This window comes from Streptomyces sp. NPDC060049 (assembly GCF_042736715.1).
Taxonomy (GTDB): Bacteria; Actinomycetota; Actinomycetes; order Streptomycetales; family Streptomycetaceae; genus Streptomyces.
In genome coordinates this window covers 336290-360803 of sequence record NZ_JBHWVV010000007.1, presented here as the reverse complement: position 1 = coordinate 360803, position 24514 = coordinate 336290, and the positions used below count along the sequence as shown (strand labels likewise).

The window sequence follows — 24514 nt, the reverse complement described above, 5'->3', positions numbered from 1 at the left end:
CGCTAGCTTCCAAACCGCCGGTGCCGCTGGGACGGCAGCCGGGTCACCAGCCAGCTCGCCCACAGGAGGTCACCTTGACCGCGCAGAACCCCACCCGCAGGAGCATCCTCAAGTCCGCCGGCGGGCTCACCGCCGCGGTGGCCCTGGGAGCCGGCGGCGTTCTCGCGTCGGCGTCGGCGGCCTCGGCGGTCGGCGACGGCTTCGGCCTGCGCATCACGGAACGCGGCGAGCAGGATCACCGGATGTGGTACTACCGGTTCCAGACCTCCGCCATCGGCGGCTGGACCCCGGCCGTCAACGTGCTGCTCCCCGACGGCTACCACACCAGCGGGCGCCGCTACCCCGTCCTCTACCTGTTCCACGGTGGCCTGGAGGACTTCATCACCTTCGACGCGCATCACGACATCCGGGGCCTGACCGCCTGGAAGGACCTCATCGTCGTGATGCCCGACGGCGGGCGCGCCGGCTGGTACTCCAACCCGGTGAGCTCCAATGTCGGCGCCCGGAACTGGGAGCACTTCCACATAGCGCAGCTGATCCCGTGGATCGACGCCAACTTCCGCACCTACGCCGAGTACGACGGCCGCGCCGTCTCCGGGTTCTCCATGGGCGGCTTCGGCGCCCTGAAGTACGCGGCCAAGTACTACGGCCACTTCGCCTCGGTCAGCGCCCACTCCGGCCCGGCCAACCTGCGCGGGGGCAATGGCGACCTTGTGACCCATTGGGCCAACGCCTCCTCCGCCGCGGTGGAACTGGGCGGCGGCAGCATCTATGGCGTGCCCTTCTGGGACCAGGCTCGGGTCAGCGCGGACAACCCGTGCGAGCGCGTCGAGAGCTACCGGAACAAGCGGGTCTTCCTGGTCGCCGGCACCAGCCCCCAGGACATCCAGGGTTACGCCAACGAGACCATGGTGCTCGCCACCCAGCGGGAGTTCAAGTGGCACCTCGACCGCGCGGGCATCCCCTACGAGCAACATGAGGTGGACGGCGGCCACTGGGTCCGCCGGAATCTGCTGCAGGACGACATAAACGGCGTCATCGACCGCCTGCGCAAGGCGTGACGGGGGAACCTCGCGTGATGTCCCGGTGGCGGTGGTCATGACCTGACCGTCGACCACAACTTGGACGGCCGGCTCGAAGTGTTCGCCTCCGGGCCCGTCGGCGTCTTCCACCGGTACCAGACCGGCCCGACCAGCTGGTCCGGCTGGCAGGAGACCGGTGGCCTGGCGAACTCGCAGCTGACGAGTCAGCGCGCTGTGGACGGGCGGGTCGAGGTGTTCGCTCTCAACGGCAGTGATGCCCAGCACATGTGGCAGACCGGGGTGAACGCCCCTTACGGCCAGTGGGAGTCCTTCGGTACGGGTGGCACGGAGATCACCGCCGTGGCCAACGCCGACGGCCGGATCGAGGTCTTCGGGACCAATGCCACCGGGGTCTACCACCGCTGGCAGACCGGCTTCTCCAGCTGGTCCCAGTGGGGCTGGCTCAAGGACACCGCCGGACCGGCAATCGACTGAGGAGAAAGCAGATGAGAGCCACGCAGCGCGCTCGAAGAGCGCCCCACCGCGTCATTCTGTCCGCGTTCGTCTCCCTGTGCGTGGCGGCGGGAATCACGGTCGGCGCCACACAGCCGGCCTCCGCCGCCGCGAGCGACCTGTGTGCGGAGGTCGGGTACAACGCGGGCTTCCGGGGCGAGAGCCTGGTAACCGCCGTCGCCGTCGCCCTGGCGGAGTCCAGCTGCAATCCGCAGGCGTACAACGTCACGAACAACACGCCCCCGTCCACCGACCGTGGTCTGTGGCAGATCAACGACTACTGGCACGCCGAAGTCAGCGACGCCTGTGCCTACGACGCGCAGTGCAATGCGAACGAGGCCTTCCGGATATCCTCCCGGGGCACGGACTGGAGCCCTTGGTCCACCTACAACCAGGGCCACCATCAGCGGCACATGGACACGGCGCGCGCCGCCGCGGACCGTCTTGGCCACCCCGGGCCTGGTCCCGCGCCGCTGGTGTATCCGGCGGAGTCGGGTCGTGTGGTGTCGGCGCGGACCGCGGACGGGCGTCTCGAGGTGTTCGCGGCCGGGGCCGACGGTGTGCACCATGCCTGGCAGGAGAACATCAACGGTGCCTGGTCCGCGTGGGAGTTCATCGCCGGGCCCAAGGGAGCGGAGCTGGCGATCGGGCCGAACGCCGACGGCCGGCTCGAGGTGTTCGCTATCAACGGCCAGGTCCTCCAGCACCGTTACCAGAACCAGCCCTCCGGTGGCTGGTCGGGCTGGGAGGACTTCGGCGAGGGTGGCCGTGACATTGCCGTGGGCTCCGGTGCCGATGGACGCCTCGAGGTCTTCGCCTCCGGCCCCGAGGACGTGTTCCACCGGTTCCAGACGGCCCCCAACAGTGGCTGGTCGGGCTGGGAAGGGACCGGTGGCGGCCCGGGGAAGAGCCGTATCGAGCTGGCGAAGGCGCCGGACGGCCGGCTTGAGGTGTTCGCCCTCAACGGTGAGGTCTTCCAGCATCTGTACCAGACGTCCGTGAACGGTGGCTGGTCCTCCTGGGAGGACTTCGGTGGCGGTGGTCATGACCTGACCGTCGACCACAACTTGGACGGCCGGCTCGAAGTGTTCGCCTCCGGGCCCGTCGGCGTCTTCCACCGGTACCAGACCGGCCCGACCAGCTGGTCCGGCTGGCAGGAGACCGGTGGCCTGGCGAACTCGCAGCTGACGAGTCAGCGCGCTGTGGACGGGCGGGTCGAGGTGTTCGCTCTCAACGGCAGTGATGCCCAGCACATGTGGCAGACCGGGGTGAACGCCCCTTACGGCCAGTGGGAGTCCTTCGGTACGGGTGGCACGGAGATCACCGCCGTGGCCAACGCCGACGGCCGGATCGAGGTCTTCGGGACCAATCCCACCGGGGTCTACCACCGCTGGCAGACCGGCTTCTCCAGCTGGTCCCAGTGGGGCTGGCTCAAGGACACCGCCGGACCGGCGATCAACTGACAGCAAACGTTCCTCTGGAGCCTTCTCGTGCATCCGTTCAGCAGGCGCCACCTGCTGCGCGCGGCCGGAGCGGGAGCCCTCGCGCTCCCGCTCACGGGCCGTGCCGCAGCCGCGGCCTCCGTCCCAGGCCCGGCGTCCCAGTGGGTGCGTGCCGGTTCCTTCACCCACGTCTACGACCCCTCCACGCCAGGCCGGCGCCGCTACCTCAACGACCACACCCTGATCCGGGCGAACGGCCGGTGGCACCTGTTCAGCATCGTCGGTGACAGCGCGGCGCCCGGCGAGGCACCGGACAGTGCCGCGGAGGTCTCCTTCGCGCACGCCTCCGCGCCCGCCCCGTACGGCCCCTGGACCACCCACGCCGACGCGCTGACCGTCGACCCGGGCTACCACGGCGAGGAGCACCTGTGGGCCCCGCATGTCATCGAGGCCGGCGGCAGGTACTGGATGTTCTACGCCGCGGGAGGCAGCGCCGGCGCCGCCATCAATCTCGCCACCTCCACCGACCTGTTCAGCTGGACCCGCGTGCCCTCCGGCCCCCTCTTCCGGGGGCGCGCCGCGCGTGACCCCATGGTCGTGCGGATCGGCGCCGAGTGGGTCATGTACTACACCGAGCTCTCCGCCTCCGATGGCCGCCACCTGGTCTGCTACCGACGCTCCGGAGATCTGCTGCACTGGAGCGAGCCCGGCATCGCGTACACCGACCAGAGCACCGGAGCCACCGGCGTCTCGGTCACCGAGTCGCCCTTCGTGGTCGAACGGGACGGCTGGTACTACTTGTTCATCGGGCCGCGTGGAGGGTACGAGGGCACCGACGTCCTCGCCTCCCGGGACCCCTTCCACTTCGCTCCCGACGGATACGCCGGCCATGTGCCCGGTCATGCCGTGGAACCGGTCACCGACGGGGACCAGTGGTACGCGAGCGCCGCGGGATGGTTCCGCCACGGCCTGTACCTGGCCCCGCTGCACTGGCGGGCCACGCCCCCCTCGTGGCAGAGCCCGGACAACCCGGTCGCCGCCCTGGACGTCCAGGGCCGCCTGACCGTGTTCGCCCTCGATGCCGGTGATCGATCGATGTTGCGGCGCATCCAGCTCGACCCGAACGCCGGCACCTGGTCGGAGTGGGAGCGGTTCGGTGGGCCGGCCGGCGTGGTCCCCACCCTCGGCCACAACACCAACGGCAGGCTGGAGGTGTTCTCCCTCGCTCCCGGCGGCGCCAACCTGCACCACCGGGCACAGCGACCGGACGGCGGTTGGTACGAGTGGGAAGAGTTCGGCGGGCCGGCCGGCGCCGCCCCCGCCGTCGCCCGCGACGCCAACGGGCGTCTGGAGGTCTTCGCGCCGAGCCCCGACGGCAGCGTCGTCTCCCGGCGGCGGCAGTGGTCGCCCGGGTCCCTGACCTGGGATCCGTGGGAAGCCGGATTCGGTGGGCCGGCGGGCGCCCCGCCGGTCGTCGCGGTCAACGCGGACGGCCGTCTGGAGGTGTTCACCCTCGAACGCGGAGGCGCGGAGATCCGGCACCGGTGGCAGCAGGCGCCGGGCGGCGACTGGTCCCCGTGGAACCGGTTCGGCACCGCGGCCGGAGCGGCTCCACGGGTGATGCGCGACGGCAGCGGCCGGCTCACCGTCGCCGCGATCGGGCCCTCCGGTGTCGGGTCCTTCCATCGCCGCCAGTCGGCGCCGAGCGGGGGGTGGGACGACTGGCTGCCCCTGTTCGGCTGGTCGGCCGCGGCCCCGCTGCTCGTGCCCGGCGCCGACGGCAGGATCGAAGCGTTCGCACTGTCCCCGGGCGGTGACCGGCTCGATCACCGCCGGCAGACCGCGCCCGGCGAGGGCTGGGGCCCCGTCGGCGAGTTCGGCGAACCAGGCATCGTGCTCGCCGCGACGCCCTCTGCTGCCGTGGACACGACCGGGCGGGTCCATGTCTTCGCGGTCACCACCGAGGGCCGGGTGCGTACGCGGGTACAGGCCCGCCCCGGCGCTGGCTGGCAGCCCTGGACCTCCTTCGGCGACCGCGCCGTGGCTCCCCTGCGCTCGGGGACTCGCGCTCTGTGACGGGCCGTTGTTCGGGCACAGGCCGCCGCTTCGGGAGTCTTCGAGGGTCACAACGCGTGCGTCTTGGAAAGCCGAGCGGCCGCGTCGGGAACAGCCGGTCCGGTCGGCGCGGTTGCATCGACCGAGGGACCGGAACCACGGGCGGGGAGCACTGAGACCACAAGGTCGTCCGCCCTGCAGGTTCCGGGCCCCAGGATCGCGGCGCACCCCGCCGCGTCCTCGGACCAAGACGTATCTCTCCAGGAGGACTGTTTCATGGCTGACCGGCCCTTGACGCTCATGGCAGTGCACGCCCACCCCGACGACGAGGCCACCGGTACCGGAGGGGTCCTCGCGCGGTACGCGGCTGAAGGCATCCGCACGGTTCTCGTGACGTGTACCGACGGCGGTTGCGGTGACGGACCGGGGGGTGTCAAGCCGGGCGATCCCGGGCACGATCCGGCGACCGTCGCCCTGATGCGCCGTCAAGAACTGGAGGCGAGCTGCGAGGTCCTGAAGGTCAGTGATGTGGAGCTGCTGGACTATGCCGACTCCGGGATGATGGGCTGGCCGAGCAACGACGCCCCCGGATCCTTCTGGCAGACCCCGGTGGAGGAAGGCGCCGCCCGACTTGCGGAACTCATGCGGCACTACCGACCCGATGTGCTCGTCACTTACGACGAGAATGGTTTCTACGGCCACCCCGACCACATCCAGGCCCACCGCATCACGATGGCGGCGCTGGAGATGACCGAGCTGACACCGAAGGTGTACTGGACGACGATGCCGCGCTCGTTGATGCAGCGGTTCGGTGAGATCATGCGCGAGTACCTTGAGGACATGCCGGAGCCGGATCCTGCCGAGGCCGCCGCGATGGCCGAGATCGGCCTTCCCGACGATGAGATCACCACGTGGGTGGAGACCACCCCGTTCAGCGGTCAGAAGTTCGACGCGCTGGCCGCGCACGCCAGTCAGGGCGAGAACATCTTCTTCCTCAAGATGGGCAAGGAGAGGTTCGGCGAGTTGATGGGCATGGAGACCTTCGTACGTGTCCAGGACGCCACCGGTGCGGCCGTACCCGAGAACGATCTCTTCGCCGGACTGCGTTGATCTACCCGTCCGACCGGGGACCGGGAAAGCCCATCGGCCGCAGGGCGCGATCGAGCGCATCACGCATCCGAATGCTCGTCCACGCGGGTTCCGCTCCGGCAGCCCGCGCCCAGGCAGGGTCGAGGCGGGTGTGGGCGCCGGGTCGGGCAGTGTGCGGCTGCGTGAGCTGGTGGAGCTGGTGGAGCGGTCGGCGTACCGGGCGGTCAGGGCGAGTTGTCCGGCGATCTACTGCTCGTCGCTGAACCGGCCGCCGAGTTCCTGGGCCAGGTCGAGGAGGCCTGGCGGTGCTCGTCGCGATCGAGGACGTCGCGCGCGGTCCAAGACCCGCTCCACGTTCCCGGACTTCGAGACCGGCTGGGGCTGGACGGTGCCAAGATCCCGCCCAAGGCATGGGCGTGGAGCGAGCGCCCGGTGGCGGCGCGTCAATTAGGCGGCTTACTCGCAAACTTGGACCGCCGCTCTCTCTGATGAACAGCTGCCAGTTCGTTGACGATCACCAGCGCCGGTTCGGCGTGAAGCGGCTCTGCGACATTCGCCGGGACGACTGTCGCGGGGGCGTGGATCGGACTGTCCTGGGGACGGAGTCGGCGAGGGGTCGGGCCCGTCGGGCGGTCTTCCGGCCGGGTGCGGGGAGTGGCACGATCAAGCCTTCTATGGAGGGGAAGAAGACAATGAGCGTTGATGAACCGGGTGGACCCGTCGGGCAGGAGCCGTCTTCTATGGGCCGACCGGAAAGCGGTTTAGTGCGGCGTGGGCATGTATGGACTCGGGGGGAAATTGCCGGACTGGTCTCGGCAGGGACGGGGGTCGTGGGACTCTGCCTTGGCTTCTTCGGCCTGCCGACCGTGGTGAGGCCGCCGACTGCGGTCAGCGCCACGGCGACCCAGACCGTTGCCGGTCCGACCGTCGAGGTCACCGTCACCGCTGGCGGCGCCCAGGGTACGCACACGCCGCTGCCTGCCTCGCCAAGCGGGACGCAGAGCTCCTCCCTCACACTGCTGGACCCGATCAACGACGACCCGAACGTGTTCCCGCTCGCGCGTGGAGCGACCTCACTGAAAGGGACGTCCTTTCCGGACGCCTTGTTGAGAAGAACCTGCGACAAGCATTCGACGGGCTACAACCTCGCCAACTCCTGGAAGAAGCTCACCGCAACAGTCGGGATCGCAGACGACTCGAAGACGAGCGTGCCGGTCACCGTGGACGTCATCGGAGACGGGCGGCCGCTTGCGACTGCGCAGGCGGTCCTCGGCGATCCAAGAGCGCTGACTGCCGACGTCACGGGCGTCACCCGACTGACAATCACCTACCAGGCATCGGACTGCAACAACGCCACAGGACCGACCCTCGTGATTGCCCAGCCGACACTCGGCTGACGCGCACGAGCCCCCGACGGACACCCGAAGGTCAGGCGCTCGCCCGCGGTGTGCATGGCCGGCTGCGGGAAGGGGTGCCTGTCATGGGACAGGGCCGGACGGGGAAGCTCTCATCACGAAGGCCGGGCTCGACTTCCAACCGCCGTCAGCTGTTGAAGATCTCTCGTCAGAATGCAGTGGGGATCGTCGTTGTCTTCGTCGCCCACGCGGGTCCAGAGCATCAGAGTCTTTCCATGCCGCAGAGCGCTGAGGACATCTCCCACGTCATCCCCCTTGGGGCCTTTAATGTCGAACGACAACCGGACGGCGGTCCCTGTCTTGCCGGAGTCGTCTTTCCAGGTGCCCGATCCTGACCGGGGTTCTGTCCAGTTCCAGTCCGAGGCGCCCATCCAGTCGCCGCATACGGTGGTGGCGGTGAAAGTTCCATCCGGCTTCAGCGTCAGAGTGCCGCCGTCGGCGTCGGTCCATGTGGTGGCGAGTTCGGCCGGCTTCAGCACGACGGATTCGCCCTCGGGCGGCGGCTGGTTCCAGATCCTGCCGCAGGCCGTGAGTGCGAGAGCCATGACAAGGAGGACCAGCGCGGTCCGGCAGGAACGCAACACACCCCACCTCCAGCGTTTCTACAGGTCGCGTGCGCGACCGGGGAGGTCGAGGACGTGTTCCGCAGCCTGGCATAGAATCTGAACGCGTTCAAGCCTGAGGTGGGTGGCGGAGGCGGAGCCCCGCGGGTCGTCACGGCCGTACCGCAACGAAGTCCCGCCACCACACCGCCCGAGGCGATGCCTTCCGGGCTCTCCCGGAGGGGGCCGGGAGGGCCTGTCCTTATGCGCCGGCAGTTCGTCGATCACCCGGACGATGTCCCTGGCCGATCGACAGAACCCCTGCCGGCTGGGGCGATGGCATCTTAAGGGCAACTCCGTCAGGCAGTTGGTGGCGCGGGTCGGGCCGCCCCTCGCCCAGCAGCTTTTGGAACAGGGTGCCGGGTTGAGCCCACAGGATGGACGTGACGCGCGGGTTCGCCATGAGCGTCGGGCATTCCACCCGCTGCCAGGTGTTTCCCTTCCTGACGGCGTCGCCGAAGATGATCCGCACCTCACCTTGCGCGGCTTCGGAAAATCCCACCGAAGCATTTCGCCAGAAGGCCGCAGCCCTTTCGGAGTAGTCGGCGTAGTACGGGGTGGGCAGGTTGAGGTCTTCGATCAGCATCATCATCGTCTGCCCGCCGTATTTCTCGGCAGTGGCCTTCGCCGCCTCCTCGACCGACTTCCCCTTGTAGGTGCCGCTGTAGTACCACAGTGCGGTGGGATCACCGCGTTCCACGGCGTTCCGCATCTGCCCTCTCGTCACCCACCTGGAAATGTCATTCGTCTGCCCGGGAAGAATGACGCCGCCGCCGTTGGTCGGCCCCTCATCCGCAAAGGGAACCGACTCGCCGACCAGCTCGGCCCTGATGGCCTGATCGGAATGAACCGACTCACCGGCAAGACCATCGCCATGAGTCATTACAGGTATGCCGAGCGTTCAGGGGTGTCCGGCAGCTGCAGTCGCTGAACCACGGGGTTGCGCTTGCCGCGCGCGGTGAGCTGGAAGTCGTGGTGCGGGCGGTGGCGCAGGCGAAATCCCCGCCGGGCGCCGAAGTGTGCGTCGAGACGGGTGTTGATGTCCCGTACGCAGGCTGCGGCGACGTCCGCCGGGCCGACGGTCACGAGGTCGAGCGTGCCCGCTTCGTGCTGTACGACCTGGAAGTCCGGCAGGCCGGCGGCCGCCAGCGCGGCCAGCAGCGCGTAGGGCGAGTAGATCGATCCGTCGAGTCCGACCAGGCTGCTGCGGGCCCGGCCCAGCAGGGCGTCGGTCACGGTGCCGGGCAGGCCGCACCCGCAGTCGATCGGCTGGGGCGCGAGGTCGCCCGTCACGTAGCGGATGATCGGCATGGGCGTGGACAGCAGGGAGGTCAGGACGATGCCGCTCGCCCCGTCGTCTCCGACCGGCTCGATCTCGGGCAGGACGAAGTCGTCCTGGAAGTGCATCCGCCGCTGCTCGCATTCGAAGGCCGCGTATCCGGTCTCCGACGTCGCGTACAGCATGGTCACCGGCCGGCCGAACGCTTCCTCGACGATACGGCGGCCGCTTTCGGGCATGTGTTCGTACGTGGCGACGACGCCGTGGGGGCGCAGGGTGATGCCGCGGTCCAGGCAGTACCGGGCCAGGGCGACGACGCGGCTGGAGGAGCCGGTGATCTCCTCGACCGGGAAGCGGCCGACCACCGCCTCGTAGTCGGCGACGATGTCGGGCGCGTCGGGGTCGTAGCCGCGCAGGTTGCACTTGACGTAGGGGCGGGGCAGCATCACCGGTTCGAAGAGCGGGGTGCCGGGGAAGAGCAGTCCCACATTGAGGACGGTGCCGCTGTCCGGTAGGCCGAGGAAGGCGCTGAACCGCTCGCGGATCACGTTGTTCGACAGCTTGCCGGTCTCCGTGGTGGACAGCAGGGTGACGGGCTGCCCGGTGCTGCCGCTGGTCTGGGTGAGGAAGAACGTGCCGGGGGCCATCCGGCCGGTCGCGTCGCGGCTGATGAGGTCGAGGAGGTGCTCGCGCAGGTCGTTCTTGCGTGTCAGCGGGAAGTCGCCCAGGCTCAGATGCTCGCGGTCGCGCAGGGCGCGGTAGTACGGGACCTGGTTCGCGGCGGTCGCCAGCAGGTGGTCGAGGCGCTCGCGGCCTCGGCCGGGATCGTACGGAGCCAGGCTCTCGATCTCCCTGCGCTTCTCCCGGAACCAGGCGGACGACGCCTTGCGTGTGATGCGCTCGCGCAGCCGCTGGAATTCGAGTGCCGGATCGCTCGGCAGGTTCAAAACACACTCCTCTTCGGACAAGGGCCGGGCGCCGGCGACATGCGCCGGCACCCGGCCGGGGACCGGACGTCAGATGCGCTCGAGACCGCCCGACATGGCCTCGAGGTCCTCGTCGTTGACGTCGGTGTCGAACTCGTCCGACGTGGAAGCCGGGTTGGTCTTCTGGGTGTCGTCGCTCATGATTCCTCCGAACAAAATGCCAGGTGAATTCCGACGGAAAGGTTCGGGGAGTTGCCGCCCGGCCCTGTCGGACTATGCCGTCTCTCGGGTGAGACGATTCGAAGCTAAGGCCCCTGGCGCAAGGGCCGCAAGAATTCTCCGACGCATACTCAGGAGCGTGCAGAGATGGGGCCGGACCGTTTCACCGATTCGTGCCGAGGTCCTGTGCGGACTCCCGCCGCTGCCCTGGACGTCCTTTTCTCGCCACCCGGAAGACGGGCCGGTTCAAGCGGGCGCCGGTCACCCGGTGCAGTCGGGCTGCCGCCCCAGGTGGCCGGCGGCTTCCGTGTGGCGGGGATGGTTCAGTTCCGTGAGGGTGCGGTGGGCCTCGATCAGGGTGGCGCGGGCTTCCTCGTGGCGGCCGAGGTGGTGCAGGGCGATTCCGAGGTCGAGGCGGGCAGGCGAGCTCCAGGCCGGCATGTCTGCCGCTTCGAAGGCGGTGAGCGCTCGGCGCAGGGGGGCTTCGGCCTCGGACCAGCGGGCGAGCACCACGAGGTCGCAACCCAGGTGGTGGAGGGTGGCAGCCTGGTAGAGGGCCATCAGGTCGGGTGACTGGCCGGGGATGCCCGCGCGGCAGATGGCCTCGCTGCTGCGGTGGATGGCGAGGGCCTGGTCGGCCTGGCCGGTCTCGCGCAGCACGATGCCGAGGGTGTTGAGGGTGGTCAGCTCGGCGAGACGGCCCTGCGGGGTGGTGTTGTCGCGGTGGCAGGCGGCGGAGTCGCGGAGCCAGTCGATGGCCTCGCCGGTGCGGCCGAGACGCTTCAGCGCGCCGGCCCCGTAGCCGAGGGCCCAGCCCGTCTGGAGCCGGTCGCCGCTCTCCCGGGCTGCGGTGAGGGCCGCGTCGGCGGTCTCCAGGGCGGCCTGGTGATCGTAGGTGCACATGTTGTAGGCCCAGGCGAGGTAGTTGAGGTGCACGGCCTCGTCCACCCGACTGCCCAGCGCGCGGGCCGCAGCGACGGCGAGTTGGAACACCTCCACCCACTGCTCCCAGTGCTGGGTGCGGTCGGAGAACCAGTGCATGGCCTCGGCGGTGTCGATGACCTGCCGGTGCCATCCGGCGTCCTGGGCGTGGTGGAGTGCCCAGAGCCATTGGGAGCGTTCGGCTTCCAGCCACGCGCGGGCCGCTTCGCGGCCGGTGGGGGCGGTCACGGGATCGGGGTCGCCGCCGGAGGCCGGGCGGTGCTCCGCGTCGAAGTGGAGCGCCGCCGCCCTGGCGCGGGTCAGCATCCAGCGGGCGGTGCGGTCGCGGGCGTCCGCGAGGGCGGCGGGGTCGTCGTCAGCGGCGAGCTGCTCGGTGGCGAACAGTTTCAGCAGATCGTGGAAGCGGTAGCGCTCGGTTTCCGGGTGGGGCTGGAGAAGACCGCGGTCGGCCAGGTCCTGGGCGCACAGCCGGGCCCGGCGCAGCGTGGTGCCGGCCAGCAGGGCGGCGGTCTCCGGGCTGAAGTCGGGGCCGGCCGCCAGGGCGGCGCGCCGCAGCAGGGTACGGGCGGTCGGGGCGAGCCTGCGGTAGGACAGCGCGAACGCGGCCCGCATTTCCAGGCTGCCGGCCCTCAGGGCATCCAAGCGGCTTTCCTCGCGGGCGAGTTGGGCGACCAGCTTGCCCAGGCGCTCCTGCGGCCGGATCGCCAGGCGCTGTCCGGCGATCCGGACGGCCAGCGGCAGGTGGCCGCACAGGTCGGCGAGGTCCCGGGCGGCCTGGGCCTCCTGGACGACGCGCTGTGCGCCGATGATTCGGGTGATCAGTTCGACGGACTCCTCGCGGTGCAGCAGGGCGAGGTCGACTCGGTGCACGCACTCCAGCCCGGCCAGTGCGTGGCGGCTGGTGACGACGGTCAGGGAGGTGCCGCGCCCCGGAAGCAGCGGGCGGATCTGGTCCTCGTCGGCGGCGTTGTCCAGCAGCAGGAGCAGTCGACGGACTGCGGCGATCGAGCGGAACAGGCCTGTGCGGTCCTGGGTGTCGTGAGGGATGGCGCGCTCGGTGACCCCGAGGGCGCGCAGCAGGCGGGCCAGTACCTCGCGCGGGTCGGCGGGCCGTTCGTCCATGCCGCGCAGATCGATGGCGAACTGGCCGTCGGGGTGGTGCGGGGCGAGGGCGTGCGCGGCGTGGACGGCGAAGGCGGTCTTGCCGAGGCCCGGCTGTCCGGTGACGACCGCGACGGGTGCCGGTTCTCCACCAGGGCGTTCGGCGAGAGCACGCAGGCGGGCCAGGGCCTGGGTGCGGGCGGTGAAGTCACTGAGGTCGCGCGGTAGCGGCAGGGTGCCCGAGGGGGCGGCGGCCAGGCGTGGCCGGGGCCGGCCGAGTGCGGCGAACCGTTCCAGGTCTCCGCGGTCCGCGGCGTCCAGGGCGAGTGCGCGGGCCAGGGCCTGCACCGTACGGCGCTGCGGTCCGCGCGTGCGGCCGCGTTCCAGGTCGACGAGGGTGCGGACGCTCACTCCCGCGGCGTTGGCGAGTCGTTCCTGGGTGTGGCCGGTGCGGACACGCAGGCCGCGCAGCAGCTCCCCGAACCCGCCGGGCGGGGATCCGCCGCCGCTCATGGTGCCGCTCCCTCCGGCAGCGCACCACGGCCGCGGTGCCAACCGTCCGGCAGCGGGGTGGGGGGCGTGGTCCCACCTGAGGGGAGGCGGTCCTGCCAGGTGTACGACGGCCCGGTGGTGCGGCGCGGCGCCGGGTCGTTGGACCAGGTGCTGCCGGGACCGGCTACTGGTGGACGCCCGTTGGCAGAGGCTCGGCAGGGCTGCCGCACGTGGAACGCTCCTCGTGGTGCCGCGCTTCCCCGGGTACGGCGCGAGCTGTACGACAGAAGTATGCCGGATGCAGTCCTGCAGGTTGAACTGCCTGGTCAGCGCTGCCGGGCGCGTGCTCGACTGGGTCCGGCCCCGCTGCCGGGGGGCCGTAGAGCCGACCGTTCAACCGCACGCCTTACGGCTGTGCGACCGGGGCCGCAGGGTCGACCGTTCGACCGCACGCCTTGTGGCTGTGCGACCACGACATCGACATCACCCTCCGCCGATCAGCCCCGACCCGTGGAAGGACACACCATGACATCGAGCCCCCTGTCCCGCACGAGTCCGGATCGTCCGGCTGCCCGCTACACCGTGGAGGAACTCTCCAGGATCGTCGGCATGTCGCCGAGGAACGTCAGAGCGCACCAATCCCGCAAGTTGCTGCAGCCGCCGGTCCGCAGAGGGCGGGTCGGCTACTACGACGACACGCATGTGCGCAGACTGGAGCACATCGTTTCACTACAGCGGCAAGGCTTCAATCTGGTGTCCATCGGCGCCGTTCTCGGTGCGGAGAGCCACGACGACGACCGGGAGATGCTCGGCGCCGCCCTGCAGCGCGCGATGCGCGAGCGGCCCGGCGTTTTCCACTCCCTGAACCGGCACGGCTTGCTCGGCTGGGACGAGGACGGCGCCGTGCGCATCGCCCGACCAGGCGTTTTGCGCGCCGCCCTGGACCTCGTCCGGGCGGGAATCCCCGCAGCGGTCGTCCTGAAATGCCTGGCGCGGTTGCTGGACCGGATCGACGGTGCCGCCGAGGAGCTGACCAGGATCGTCGGCGCGGACATCCTCTCGCTCAACCTGCCTTGCCCCGAACGCAACGCAGCCGGGGGAGTGGACGATGACAGCACCGGCGAATTCGCCCAGGGACTCGTGGAACTCATGGCGAGCGCCTTCCGTGCGGCTGCCGAGAACCACGGCCGGGAACTGGCAGCGGACCTGCTGGCGAGCAGCTACGGGGCCGCGCTCTGGGTCGAGGAACCCGTCGTCGTCGAGAACGGCTGAGCAGCCCGGCTCCTGCGAATGTGCCGATGACACCATTTCGTGCAGCGGTCGATCCGCTGTTGGTCACGGGATCGATCCTTTCCCGAGGACCGGCCCCATCCGCATTACGGTCAGTGCCGGCCGGGTTGCCGCAGGCCTTGCAGACGGCCGAATGCCGTACGCCGGTCCCGCCCCCCGCCCATGTGCCGCACGACCGTCCCCGCGTCAGGATCGTGAAATCCATTGAATCGCACGTCCCCGTTGCCGCGCGCCGCCAAGGTCGAGAGCTATCGACTGCGCGTCGACGCACGGTTGACCAACGAGCCGGGCGGGTGCCTGGTGCTGGAGCAGTCCCGCTACCGGCTACGCCTCCCCGATCCGGAAGCAGGCCGGCGTGCGCTGCTGTTGCGCATGGCGGAGGGTTGGCTGAGCGACCTTCAGATAGCCCGACTCGTCACCGGCCTGGAGGGCGAGGCCCGCATCCTTCCCGCCCAACTGCTGGTACGTCGACTGCTGTCGCACTCCTGGCTGGAGCGCCGGGTCGCCGCCGGAGCCCGGGCCCTGCTGGACGTGGTGCCCCGCGGGCTCGGGGCGCAGAGCGCGCCCGCCCGCCGCCTGCACGGCGTCGGGGTGGTCTACCGGCTGTCCCGGTTCACGGTGCTCCGCACCGATCAGGGGCGGATGCTGGCCCATTCCCCGCTGAGCACCGTCTCCATCGCCTGCGCGCACACCCGGCTGGGCGCCGTCCTGGCGGGCGCGGCGGCGGACGGGGTCGGTCGGCTCGACGTGGCCAAGGAGCTGGAGGTGGACGAGTCCACCGCCGGCCACGTGTTGGACGAACTGCTCACCGCCCAGGTCCTGGTGACGTCCGAGGAAGCCGAGGCCGAGCTCGGCACCGCTCCGATGGGTCTGTGGTCGCCGGAGGAGCTGTGGCTGCACGACCGGACGCGGCCGCAACGCCACGCGGCGCCGATCGGCGCCACCCACCGCTTCCGCGGTGTCCTGGAGCCGGAGCCCGCGCGGACGAGCGGCCCCGCCGCGCGTCGCACGATCGCGCTGCCCGCGCCGACCCCGCGCCCCGAGGAGGCGGCGCGGGACTCGCTCGCGGCGGTGATGTCACGTCGCCGCAGCGTGCGCCACCAGGACGACGCCCGGCCGATCTCCGCGGCCCAATTGGCCGAGTTCCTCCACCGGGTCCAGCGCTTCGAACCCGCCGCCGACGGCGGCGTCGACGGCCCGGAGGCCGGCAGACGACCGTACCCGGGAGCGGGCGGGCTCGGCGAACTGGAGATCTACCCGCTGATCTCGCGCTGCGCCGGCCTGGAGAGCGGGCTCTACCACTACGACTCGGTGCGGCACGGCCTGACGGCCGTCGCCGCCACGGGCCCCGAGACCGCGAAGATGCTGTCGTTCGCGCGCGCGACGGCCACCATGCCGAACGCACCCCAGGTGTTGTTCGTGATCACCGCGCGGATCGGGCGCCTGATGTGGAAGTACGAAGGGATTCCGTACGCCCTGGCGCTCAAGGACGCCGGAATCCTGACCGCGTGGATGTACCTGGTCGCCACCGACATGGGCCTGGCCCCGTGCGCGCTGGGAGCGGGGGACGTCGCCTCGTTCGCCGCGCTGTCGGGGCTGGACACGCTGGTCGAACCCGCCATCGCCGAGTTCGCCCTCGGCTCCTGCCCGTCCGACTACGAGGAGCAGCCTTGAGATTTCGCAAACAGGCCCTGCGCAAGCTGGAATCACCCGAGCAACTCGACGAGATCGCCCGACTGGCCTCGATACCCACCTGGTTGACGACGGTGGCGCTCCTGGTCGTGGTGCTCTCCGTCGGCGCTTGGTCGGCGGTCGCCACCGTACCCAAGACCGTCGCCGCCCCCGGGGTGCTCACCCACGCGAGGGGCGCCGTCACCCTGGACGCCACCCGGCAGGGACAGGTGAGCGCGGTCCTGGTGGTCCCGAACCAACGGGTCCCCAAGGAGCAGCCGCTCTACACCCTGATCGGCCAGGACGGCTCGACCCTGACGGTCACCGCGCCGTGGACCGCGCACGTCGTCAGTGTCCGGATCTCCGAAGGAGAGATGCTGCAGCCCGGGAGCGAAGTCGCCGTCCTGGAGCGGCTGGACACGCCCGCCGACCGGCTGCAGGCGATGGTCTACGTGCCGGCGACGCACGCCCCGCTCCTGCGCGTCGGCATGCCGGTGCGGCTTTCGACCACGGCGGCGCCGGTGAGCGTCTTCGGCACACTGTCCGGAACGGTCTCGGCCGTCGGCTCGCTCCCGGAGACCGAGCAGTCCCTGCACGCCTTCCTCGGCGCCGGCCGCGATGTGACGCCGTTCCTCGCCACCGGGTCGGTCGTCGCGGTGACGGTCCTCCTCACCCCGGACGCCGAGGCTCCGAGCGGACTGAAGTGGTCGCGCTCCTCCCCGTCGTTCGCGCTGAACTCGCAGAGCGCGGTGACGGCGACCCTGACCGTGGCCGACGAGCACCCGCTGAGCTGGTTGGTGAAGCGGTGAACCCGACCACGACGAAGCGCGGCGCCAACCGGCCGACCGCCAAGCGGGTGCGCACCCCCACCGTGATCCAGATGGAGGCCACCGAGTGCGGGGCGGCCTCGCTGGGCATCGTGCTGGCGCACTACGGCCGCCACGTCCCGCTCGAAGAGCTCAGGCAGTCCTGCGGGGTGAGCCGGGACGGCTCCACGGCGGCCAGCGTCGCCAAGGCGGCGCGACGGTACGGGCTGACCGCACGCGGCCGGCAGAGTCCCATCGCGGACCTCGCCTCTGCGCGGCTGCCCGCCATTTTGTACTGGAACTTCGAACACTTCCTGGTGCTGGAGGGCATGGGCCGGAAGGTCAGGCTCAACGACCCCGCCACCGGACCCCGTTCGGTGAGCTGGGAGGAGTTCGAGGACGCGTACACCGGCATCCTGATCGCGCTGGAACCGGGTCCCGGGTTCGAGCGCGGAGGGCACCCGTTCAGTCTGGTCCGCACACTGCGCGAACGCTGGCGCAACCTCGGCTCGGTCGTGCCGCAGACCGCGATCCTCGGCCTCCTGGTCGCGCTGGTCGGCATCGCGGTACCGGCCCTCACCCGGGTCTTCGTCGACCGGGTGCTGCTCGGCTCGGACTCGGAGACCTCGGTCGCGCTGGTCGCGGCCATGGCCGTGGCCACCGTGATCACCCTCCTCGCCGGTTGGCTGCAGCAGCGCCTGCTGGTGCGCGCCGAGACCGCGGTGGCGCTCGGCAGCGCGGCCCGCCTGATGCGGCACATGCTGCGGCTTCCGCTGGGCTTCTTCAACCAGCGCATGGCGGCCGATCTCGCGCGCCGGGTACGCACCAACGACGTCGTGGCCGACATCTTCACCCGGCGTCTGGCATCCACCGCGGTGGACATGGCACTGGCCCTGTCCTACGCCGCGCTGCTGTGCCAGTACGACCTCGTACTGGGGCTGTGCGCGCTGGTCTTCTCCGGCCTCAACGTGCTCGTGCTGCGCTGGCTGTCCGCCATCCGCGCGACCGCCGTCGCGGGCCTGCAGGCGGAACGCGGACGGCTCTTCGCCGCCGTGTACACCACCATCTCGATGATCGAGACGGTCAAGGCCAGCGGGCAGGAGGAGCTGAGCTACCAGCAGTTCGCCGCACGCCAGGCGGCGGTCACCACGGGCCAGCAGAAGGCGGGCGTGCCCGCCGCCGTCGTGGCGGCGGTGCCCGCCCTGCTCGCCGCCCTGAACACGGCCGTGCTGATCGCACTCGGCAGTCACCTGGTCCTGACCGGCGCCCTGACCGTGGGAGTGATCGTCGCCATGCAGGGTCTGGCCGTCGCGATGAACCGGCCCGTCACCAGCCTCGCCACGGTCAGCGCCCAGGTCGAGGAGATCGGCGCGGACCTGCAGCGACTCCAGGACGTGGAACGCTATCCGCTGCCACCCGCACCCGTCGTCTCGGGCGCACCGACGCCGTTGGAAGGCCACGTGGTGCTCGACAAGGTCACCTTCGGCTACAACCCGCTCGTCCCACCGCTCCTCCAGGACTTCTCACTCGAGCTGGCTCCCGGCGCGCGCGTGGCACTGGTCGGCGGCTCCGGCAGTGGGAAGTCCACCGTAGGCCGGCTGCTCGCCGGCCTGCACCAGCCCTGGAGCGGGCGGATCACCGTCGACGGCCGGGAGTCGAACGCGCTCGACCCGGGGCTGTGGGCCGCCACCATGGCGATGGTCGACCAAGACAAGATCATGTTCGAGGGCACGGTCCGGGACAACATCACCCTGTGGGACCCGACCATCCCCGACGAGGACGTCGTGCAGGCCCTCAAGGACGCCTGCATCCACCAGGAAGTGGCGGCCCGGCCCGGGGGCCTGGCCAGCCCGGTGCACGAAGGCGGACGCAACTTCTCCGGGGGCCAGCGCCAACGCCTCGAAATAGCCCGCGCCCTGGTCCGCAACCCCCGGCTGCTCATCCTGGACGAGGCCACCAGCGCCCTGGACACCGAGACGGAACGACTCATCGACTCCAACCTGCGCCGCCGCGGCGCCACCTGCCTCATCGTCGCCCACCGCTTGTCCACCATCCGCGACTGCGACCGGATCGTCGTGCTGCAGCACGGCCAAGAGGTCGAACGCGGCACTCACGACGACCTCATGGAACGGGACGGTGCCTACGCGGCGCTCATCCGGCACCACGCGAAGTCTGCGGGGGACACCACATGAACACCGTCGTTCCGCCCCAGGACTGGGGCCTGCTCGCCCGACTGGCGGGCCCCGGCTCCGGCGCCACCCGCCGAATCGACGGGCGGCACACCGTCTACCTGGTCGAAGGCGCGCCGGCCGACATCTTCGCGAGCCGGCTCGCCCCCGACGGCGACACCTCCCGGCAGCACTTCGTCGCACGCTGCCCCGCCCACAGCGCGATCCCCTCCTCGACCGCGACCGGCGAGTGGCAGCTCACCGTGGTGCCACTGCCCGGGGGCAGGCTCCGCGGCGTCGACCACGACCAGCTCTCCAGGCTGTGCCGCGAGGTCCGGCCGGAGGAGCCGGACGGCGCTCGGCCGCCCGGTCTCGACGACCGGATCGCCGACGTGATCAGCGACGCCCTGGATCGTGCTCTGCAGGCCGTCTCCGACGCCGTACGCTCCACCAGCGCCCCTCGGGACGCCCAGGTCCTGCGCTCCCGGCAGATCGTCTCGCTCACCCGGGGCCGCACCGTCGTCGGAAGCGGCCGACCGTGCTGGATCCGGCTGGCAGACGGGCGCATGAGCAAGAACGGCCTGGCCGACCGCATCGTCTCGGCCGGACGCGAGGCGCTCTTCCTCGGTCTCCAGGACTGGACCCGCGCGGAGTCCGACTGTCTCGTCGAGCTCCTGAACACGCCGGACCTGCTGCGCTCCGGAGCCCTGTTCGAGGCCGTCGACCAGCAGATGGCCCATCTGGTGCGTTCGCTAGGTGATCGGGCCCAGGACGCCGACACCGCGTTCCTACACGCTCTCGACGTCCGCAAGCGCGCGGCCGAGCAGATGGTGGCAGCGAGTGCCCGACGAGCCCTCGGCGTACTCGGTGCCAACAGCGCCCGCGGCGGACGGCTCGCCACCGACGGCGCCCAGGACGCCCGTGCCTGGGCGGTCGAGACCCTCCAGGTGGTCACCGAGGGGGCGGACGTCGCGGTGACCGAACCGCCCACCCACACGCCGGGGACCAGCAACCCCGGCGACGAACTCCGAGCGGTCGCCCAGAGCTCGGGGCTCCACCTGCGTCAGGTCCGGCTGTCCACGAAGTGGTGGCGCAACAACGTCGGACCGCTCATCGGCTGGCGTGCGCCGCAGGCCGGCGGATCGGCATCCGCTGATCAGCCGACGGATACGCCGACCGGCGACCCGAAGGCGCCGGACCACACCGCGGGCGATGTCCGGCTGATTCCGGTTCCCCTGCTGTTCGCCCGCGGCAGGTACTGGATGGTCAACCCGCACACCCGGGCGCGCACCCCGGTGGACCGGCGGCGCGCCCAGACCTTCACCGAGAACGCCACCCTGGCCCAGCTGCCGCTGCCCCCGCACAGCAGCCTGCGGCAACTCATACGCCGGGGGGCCTTCGGCACCGCGTCGGAGCTGCGTTCCATGCTGGCCAACGGGGTCGCCGTGGCGTCGCTCAGCCTCGCCACCCCGCTGCTGATCGGCCAGGTGCTCGGTTCCCTGACGTCCGGAGGCCTCCAGGACCTCCCCTGGGCCACCGGCCTGTACCTGGTGAGCGCCGTCGCGGCGGCCCTGTTCACCGCGCTCCTGAACCTGCACGCGCTGCGGCTGGAGGACCGTCTGGAATCGGGGGTCCAACTCGCCCTGTGGGACCGGCTGATCCGGCTCCCGTCCGACTTCTTCACCCAGACCACCAGCGGCGTCCTGGCCAGCAAGATGCTGGGCACCGCCTACGCCCGGCAGGCCTTGAACGGGCTGGCGACCCGGACCTTCCTCGCCCTGCTGACCGCGGCAGCCGGACTGGCACTGACTCTGAAGATCAATCCCGTCGTCGGGCTGTACACCCTCCTGCTGCTGGCCGCCACCAGCGGCCTGGGAGTCCTCTTCGGTGCGGTGGTGATCCGTCGTCAGCGCCAGGCGCTGCCCGCCGAGCACCACGCCGCGGCGGTGACCAACGAGATCTTCGGCGGCATCATGAAGATCAGGCTGGCCGGCGCCGAGAACGCCATGTTCAGCCGATGGGCGCAGGCCACCGTGGTGGCCCGCGCCCGGCTGCAACGCGTACACCGGGTGCAGGGAGCCCTGTCCTCGGTCGCCGTCACGGTGCCCATCGCCGGACAGCTGATCCTCTTCGCCCTGCTGGCCGGCCCTCTGCGGGGCCAGGTACCGGCGAGCAGCTTCTTCACGCTCAACGCGGCGTTCGCCCTGCAACTCCAGTCCATGATCCTCCTGGTCACCAGCGGTGCCGAGTTCGTCGTCGTGCTTCCCCGCCTGCACGGTCTCTCCGAGGTACTGACCGCACGGGCCGAGCGGGAACCCAGCCACGTCCAACCGGTGGACCTCCGGGGGGAGATCGAAATCGTCAACGCGACCTTCGGCTACCCCGGCCAGGAGACCCCGGGCCTCGACAAGGTGACGCTGCACGCCCGCCCCGGCCAGTTCGTCGCGATCGTCGGCCCCAGCGGCTCCGGCAAGTCCACCCTCCTGCGGCTGCTGCTCGGCTTCGAGCGCCCCCGCAGCGGCTCCGTGCTCTACGACGGGCAGGACCTCGCCGAACTCGACGTGCAGGCCGTGCGCCGGCAGTGCGGAGTGGTCCTCCAGGACGGGCGGCTGTTCAGCGGCACCATCCGGGAGAACATCTGCGGCGCCCAGCCCTACTCCATCGAGCAGGTCTGGGAGGCCGCCGCCATGGCAGGCCTCGACGAGGACATCCACCGGATGCCCATGGGCCTCAACAGCCTGCTGTCCTTCGGCGGCGGCGCCCTGTCCGTGGGACAGAGGCAACGTGTCCTGATCGCCAGGGCGTTGATCTCCAAGCCGCGGGTGATCTTCTTCGACGAAGCGACCAGTGCCCTCGACAACCACACCCAAGAGGTCGTCACCGCCAGCACGCAGCAGCTCGCCGCGACCCGGATCGTCATCGCCCACCGGCTCTCCACCGTGATCAACGCGGACGTCATCCTGGTCATGGACCAGGGCCGGATCGTGCAGAGCGGTACCTACCACGAGTTGCTCGCGGACACGGGCGGGCTGTTCCACCGGCTTGCCCAGCGCCAGCTCTGGGCGCAGTCGGCGAACCCGCTCGATGCGGCCGCCACCTCCCCAACTCCTTGAAGGAAGACAAGGTTCTCACCATGGAAGAAGCCGAGCGCACTGATTTCACCGCCCGCTACAACGCGGTGGTCGCGGCCGCCTGGTCGGATCCCGGCAAGGAGCGGATGCTGTCCTGCGACCCCGGGGCCCTGCTCGCCGAACACGGAATCAGCGTACCGACGGGCACCTCCATCGAGGTCGTCCGCGATCAGCCCTCGACGCCAGGCGCTCTGGAATCCCAGATCCGGGCCTGGGAGGAGGTTGCCGTGCACGGCACGCTCAGGCTGCTGGTCCCGTACCCGGAGCCTCTCGAGGCAATCGACCTCACCGAGGAGGAGCTGGACTCCCTCGTCGCCGGTCTCGGCCACCCCGCGCTGTCCGACGTCGCACGCTGACCGTCACTGCCGCACCCCAGGAAATCGAAGCCCCAAGAACGCAGAGGAGAAGGACCGTGAACGAGGAAGACGAGACCTACGCCGCCGATCTCTCGGATGACGACCTCCAGGCCCTCGTGGCTGGTCTCAAAGGGTTGACCGTCACGAACGACGAGTAGACGGCGCCTCCGGCCCCCATGGCGGCCGGCGGGCAGGACGTAGGTCCGCCCGCCGGCCGCCGATCGGCATGTCGGCGACCACACCGGCACACGACGGAACGGCCGTGCCGTCATCGGCACGACCGTTCTTCGAACTCCGCCGGCGCGCCCGGCCGGCGTCTCAGGCGTCCAGCACGTCGGCCAGCGCCGCGAGTGAGGGCGCGTCCACCGTGCCCGTCCCCGGGCCGTCCGGAACACCGGACTCGACCGCCGCGCACAACGCCTCCGGCGTCAGCGCACCCAGCCGCTCCCGGTAGTGGTCGAGCAGCTCGCCCGCGGTCCCGCGCAGTCCCGCCTCGTCCACCGGGCGGGACGGCAGGGACAGTTCGCTGTCGAGGTGCCGGGCCAGCGCGGCCCGGAGGGCTTCGGTGCCGGGCGGGCGAACCGTCAGCGACAGGTGCACGGACAGACCGCCGCTGCGACCGACGGCCGAGTGCGGGGCCCCTCGCGGGATGTAGAGCACCTGTCCCGGCTCCACCGTGGTCTCCAGCACCACTGACCCCGGGTGCGGCGTATATCCGGCATCCCACTCACCGCTCGCCGGGACGCCGTGCACCTTCCACCGCTTGCTGCCGTGCAGTTGGACGACGAATACGTCCGCGTCGTCGCGATGCGGACCCAGCCCCTGTTCGCCCGGCGGCGTGACGAAGAGGAACGCCTCGACCGGCCGGCCCAGTTCGGCGCTGAGCCGATCGCAGAGCGCCGCCGCCCCCGGATGCCAGTGCTCGATGTTCCGCATCAGCAGCGTGGCGCCCGAGGAGATCCTCCTCAGTACCTTGTCCGGGTCGGCGTAACCGGGGAACTCGTGTGCGCCGACCCTCCGCACCGAGGTGAAGTCATCCAATTCCAGGTTCTGTCCGCCGCGTACCAGTTCCAGATAGGGCCTGCGGAGCAGGCCACCGGTCAGCGCTGCGTCCAGGTCGGCCAGCGTGACCAGCTGTGCGGGAAGCGCACCCGGGCGCAGTACACGAGCCTCACGTCGCCACGCGGTCCCGAGGAACGGCTCGGGATCGCCCACCAACGAGCGGAGAGTTTCCATCCAGTGATCACTTTCTCTTACGAAACGCTGCGGAGCGGTTGGACCGTGGCGCTCAGCGCCTCAACCGCGGTACATACGGTGGAGAGGAGATCGCTGTGGACCGGTAGCCCCGGCCGTGCGCAGCGCAGCTGTGCCACCACGTCCGAGCGGCGCCGGTAGCCTTCCTCGACGCCCACCGCGATCGCCCGGCCGGTAGCCGCCGCCGCTCCCAACTCATAGAGGGCGATTGGCTGTTCGGGCCGCGCCGCGTTTCCGCGCGGAAACCAGAAGAGCACCAGGTCCGCCATCGCCAAGTGCCGGTGCTCCCAGGCGACCATGGACTCGTTGAATCCTGACGGCCCGGCGATGACCCGACGCGGGCTGAGGAGGGCCAGAGAGCACCGGTCGGCGCTCCTGCCGGGCCAGACCTGCTGGAAGGCGGCTATCGCGTCGTGGCGCCAGTCGGGGCAGTTGTGCATACCGCCGGCGAGGAAGACCTTCACCTCCTCGGCCCGGGGCTCGTATTCCTGCAGGGACTCGATGACACGCACCTGCGCGGTCTTCATCATGCGCCGCTCTCTGCCGGTGACGGGGCGAGGGGAGCGAAGGAGCGGATGTACCTGGTGCGGCGCCCCCACTTGCTCCCGGAAAAGGAACTGGTCGTGGGGGGGGGGGGGGCCCCCCCCCGCCCCCCCCCCCCCGGGGGGGGCCCCCCCCCCCCCCCCCCCCCCCCCCCCCCCCCCCCCCCCCGCCCGCGGGGTGTCGGGCGGGGCGCACCCC

The 24514-nt window shown here is 70.7% G+C and carries 17 protein-coding genes and 1 pseudogene; 12 read left to right on the top strand and 6 right to left on the bottom strand.

The annotated features are described in order from the left end of the window. Positions 1-74: 74 nt before the first annotated feature. From ACFWBY_RS16130 to ACFWBY_RS16105, 6 genes and pseudogenes are all read left to right on the top strand, one after another. A complete protein-coding gene (locus ACFWBY_RS16130; protein ID WP_385335274.1) occupies positions 75-1061 on the top strand; it encodes an alpha/beta hydrolase in 987 nt (328 codons plus the stop codon). Positions 1062-1085: 24 nt separating this feature from the next. Beyond that, a pseudogene (locus tag ACFWBY_RS16125) lies at positions 1086-1517 on the top strand (M23 family peptidase); the annotation flags it as partial. Between the two features lie 11 nt (positions 1518-1528). Continuing rightward, on the top strand, positions 1529-2998 hold the full coding sequence (locus ACFWBY_RS16120) for a hypothetical protein (RefSeq protein ID WP_385335276.1): 1470 nt from the start codon (positions 1529-1531) through the stop codon (positions 2996-2998). 27 nt (positions 2999-3025) lie between these two features. Beyond that, complete coding sequence (locus tag ACFWBY_RS16115; RefSeq protein ID WP_385335278.1) at positions 3026-5053, top strand: family 43 glycosylhydrolase; 2028 nt, start codon at positions 3026-3028, stop codon at positions 5051-5053. Between the two features lie 255 nt (positions 5054-5308). Beyond that, positions 5309-6142: a PIG-L family deacetylase gene (locus tag ACFWBY_RS16110; protein ID WP_385335280.1), complete on the top strand. Its 834-nt coding sequence runs from the start codon at positions 5309-5311 to the stop codon at positions 6140-6142. 809 nt (positions 6143-6951) lie between these two features. Next, positions 6952-7518, top strand: a complete 567-nt coding sequence (locus ACFWBY_RS16105) for an NPCBM/NEW2 domain-containing protein (protein ID WP_385335282.1) — start codon at positions 6952-6954, stop codon at positions 7516-7518. Between the two features lie 113 nt (positions 7519-7631). Here ACFWBY_RS16105 and ACFWBY_RS16100 read toward each other — a convergent pair whose 3' ends face one another. The 4 genes from ACFWBY_RS16100 to ACFWBY_RS16085 all read right to left on the bottom strand — a co-directional run bounded on the left by ACFWBY_RS16100 (position 7632) and on the right by ACFWBY_RS16085 (position 13118). After that, positions 7632-8081 (bottom strand): hypothetical protein, encoded by a 450-nt coding sequence (locus tag ACFWBY_RS16100; protein ID WP_385335284.1) that lies wholly within the window; start codon positions 8079-8081, stop codon positions 7632-7634. 259 nt (positions 8082-8340) lie between these two features. Beyond that, entirely contained in the window at positions 8341-9021 is a 681-nt protein-coding gene (locus ACFWBY_RS16095) for a hypothetical protein (protein WP_385335286.1), read from the bottom strand. Then, positions 9021-10364 carry a hypothetical protein gene (locus ACFWBY_RS16090; RefSeq protein WP_385335288.1) on the bottom strand — a complete coding sequence of 448 codons (1344 nt, stop codon included), beginning with the start codon at positions 10362-10364 and terminating at the stop codon, positions 9021-9023. Before ACFWBY_RS16090 ends, ACFWBY_RS16095 begins: the two co-directional genes overlap by 1 nt. A gap of 459 nt (positions 10365-10823) precedes the next feature. After that, positions 10824-13118 carry a helix-turn-helix domain-containing protein gene (locus ACFWBY_RS16085; protein WP_385335290.1) on the bottom strand — a complete coding sequence of 765 codons (2295 nt, stop codon included), beginning with the start codon at positions 13116-13118 and terminating at the stop codon, positions 10824-10826. A gap of 489 nt (positions 13119-13607) precedes the next feature. Between ACFWBY_RS16085 and ACFWBY_RS16080 the strand changes: the two genes are divergently transcribed. The 6 genes from ACFWBY_RS16080 (at position 13608) to ACFWBY_RS16055 (ending at position 22519) form a co-directional block, all read left to right on the top strand. Then, complete coding sequence (locus ACFWBY_RS16080) at positions 13608-14369, top strand: MerR family transcriptional regulator (RefSeq protein ID WP_385335292.1); 762 nt, start codon at positions 13608-13610, stop codon at positions 14367-14369. A gap of 222 nt (positions 14370-14591) precedes the next feature. After that, entirely contained in the window at positions 14592-16061 is a 1470-nt protein-coding gene (locus ACFWBY_RS16075; RefSeq protein ID WP_385335294.1) for a SagB family peptide dehydrogenase, read from the top strand. After that, complete coding sequence (locus ACFWBY_RS16070; RefSeq protein WP_385335296.1) at positions 16058-16867, top strand: HlyD family efflux transporter periplasmic adaptor subunit; 810 nt, start codon at positions 16058-16060, stop codon at positions 16865-16867. Before ACFWBY_RS16075 ends, ACFWBY_RS16070 begins: the two co-directional genes overlap by 4 nt. Further along, entirely contained in the window at positions 16864-19056 is a 2193-nt protein-coding gene (locus ACFWBY_RS16065) for an NHLP family bacteriocin export ABC transporter peptidase/permease/ATPase subunit (RefSeq protein WP_385335298.1), read from the top strand. The genes ACFWBY_RS16070 and ACFWBY_RS16065 overlap by 4 nt, the downstream gene beginning before the upstream one ends. After that, positions 19053-22145, top strand: a complete 3093-nt coding sequence (locus ACFWBY_RS16060) for an ATP-binding cassette domain-containing protein (RefSeq protein WP_385335300.1) — start codon at positions 19053-19055, stop codon at positions 22143-22145. The genes ACFWBY_RS16065 and ACFWBY_RS16060 overlap by 4 nt, the downstream gene beginning before the upstream one ends. Positions 22146-22165: 20 nt before the next feature. Further along, positions 22166-22519 (top strand): hypothetical protein, encoded by a 354-nt coding sequence (locus ACFWBY_RS16055; protein ID WP_385335302.1) that lies wholly within the window; start codon positions 22166-22168, stop codon positions 22517-22519. A gap of 318 nt (positions 22520-22837) precedes the next feature. On the opposite strand, the gene ACFWBY_RS16050 is transcribed toward ACFWBY_RS16055, so the two are convergent. Together ACFWBY_RS16050 and ACFWBY_RS16045 are read right to left on the bottom strand one after the other, a co-directional pair. Then, complete coding sequence (locus tag ACFWBY_RS16050; protein WP_385345244.1) at positions 22838-23755, bottom strand: cupin domain-containing protein; 918 nt, start codon at positions 23753-23755, stop codon at positions 22838-22840. Between the two features lie 17 nt (positions 23756-23772). Continuing rightward, positions 23773-24303: a nucleoside 2-deoxyribosyltransferase domain-containing protein gene (locus tag ACFWBY_RS16045; RefSeq protein ID WP_385409667.1), complete on the bottom strand. Its 531-nt coding sequence runs from the start codon at positions 24301-24303 to the stop codon at positions 23773-23775. Positions 24304-24514 lie beyond the last annotated feature (211 nt).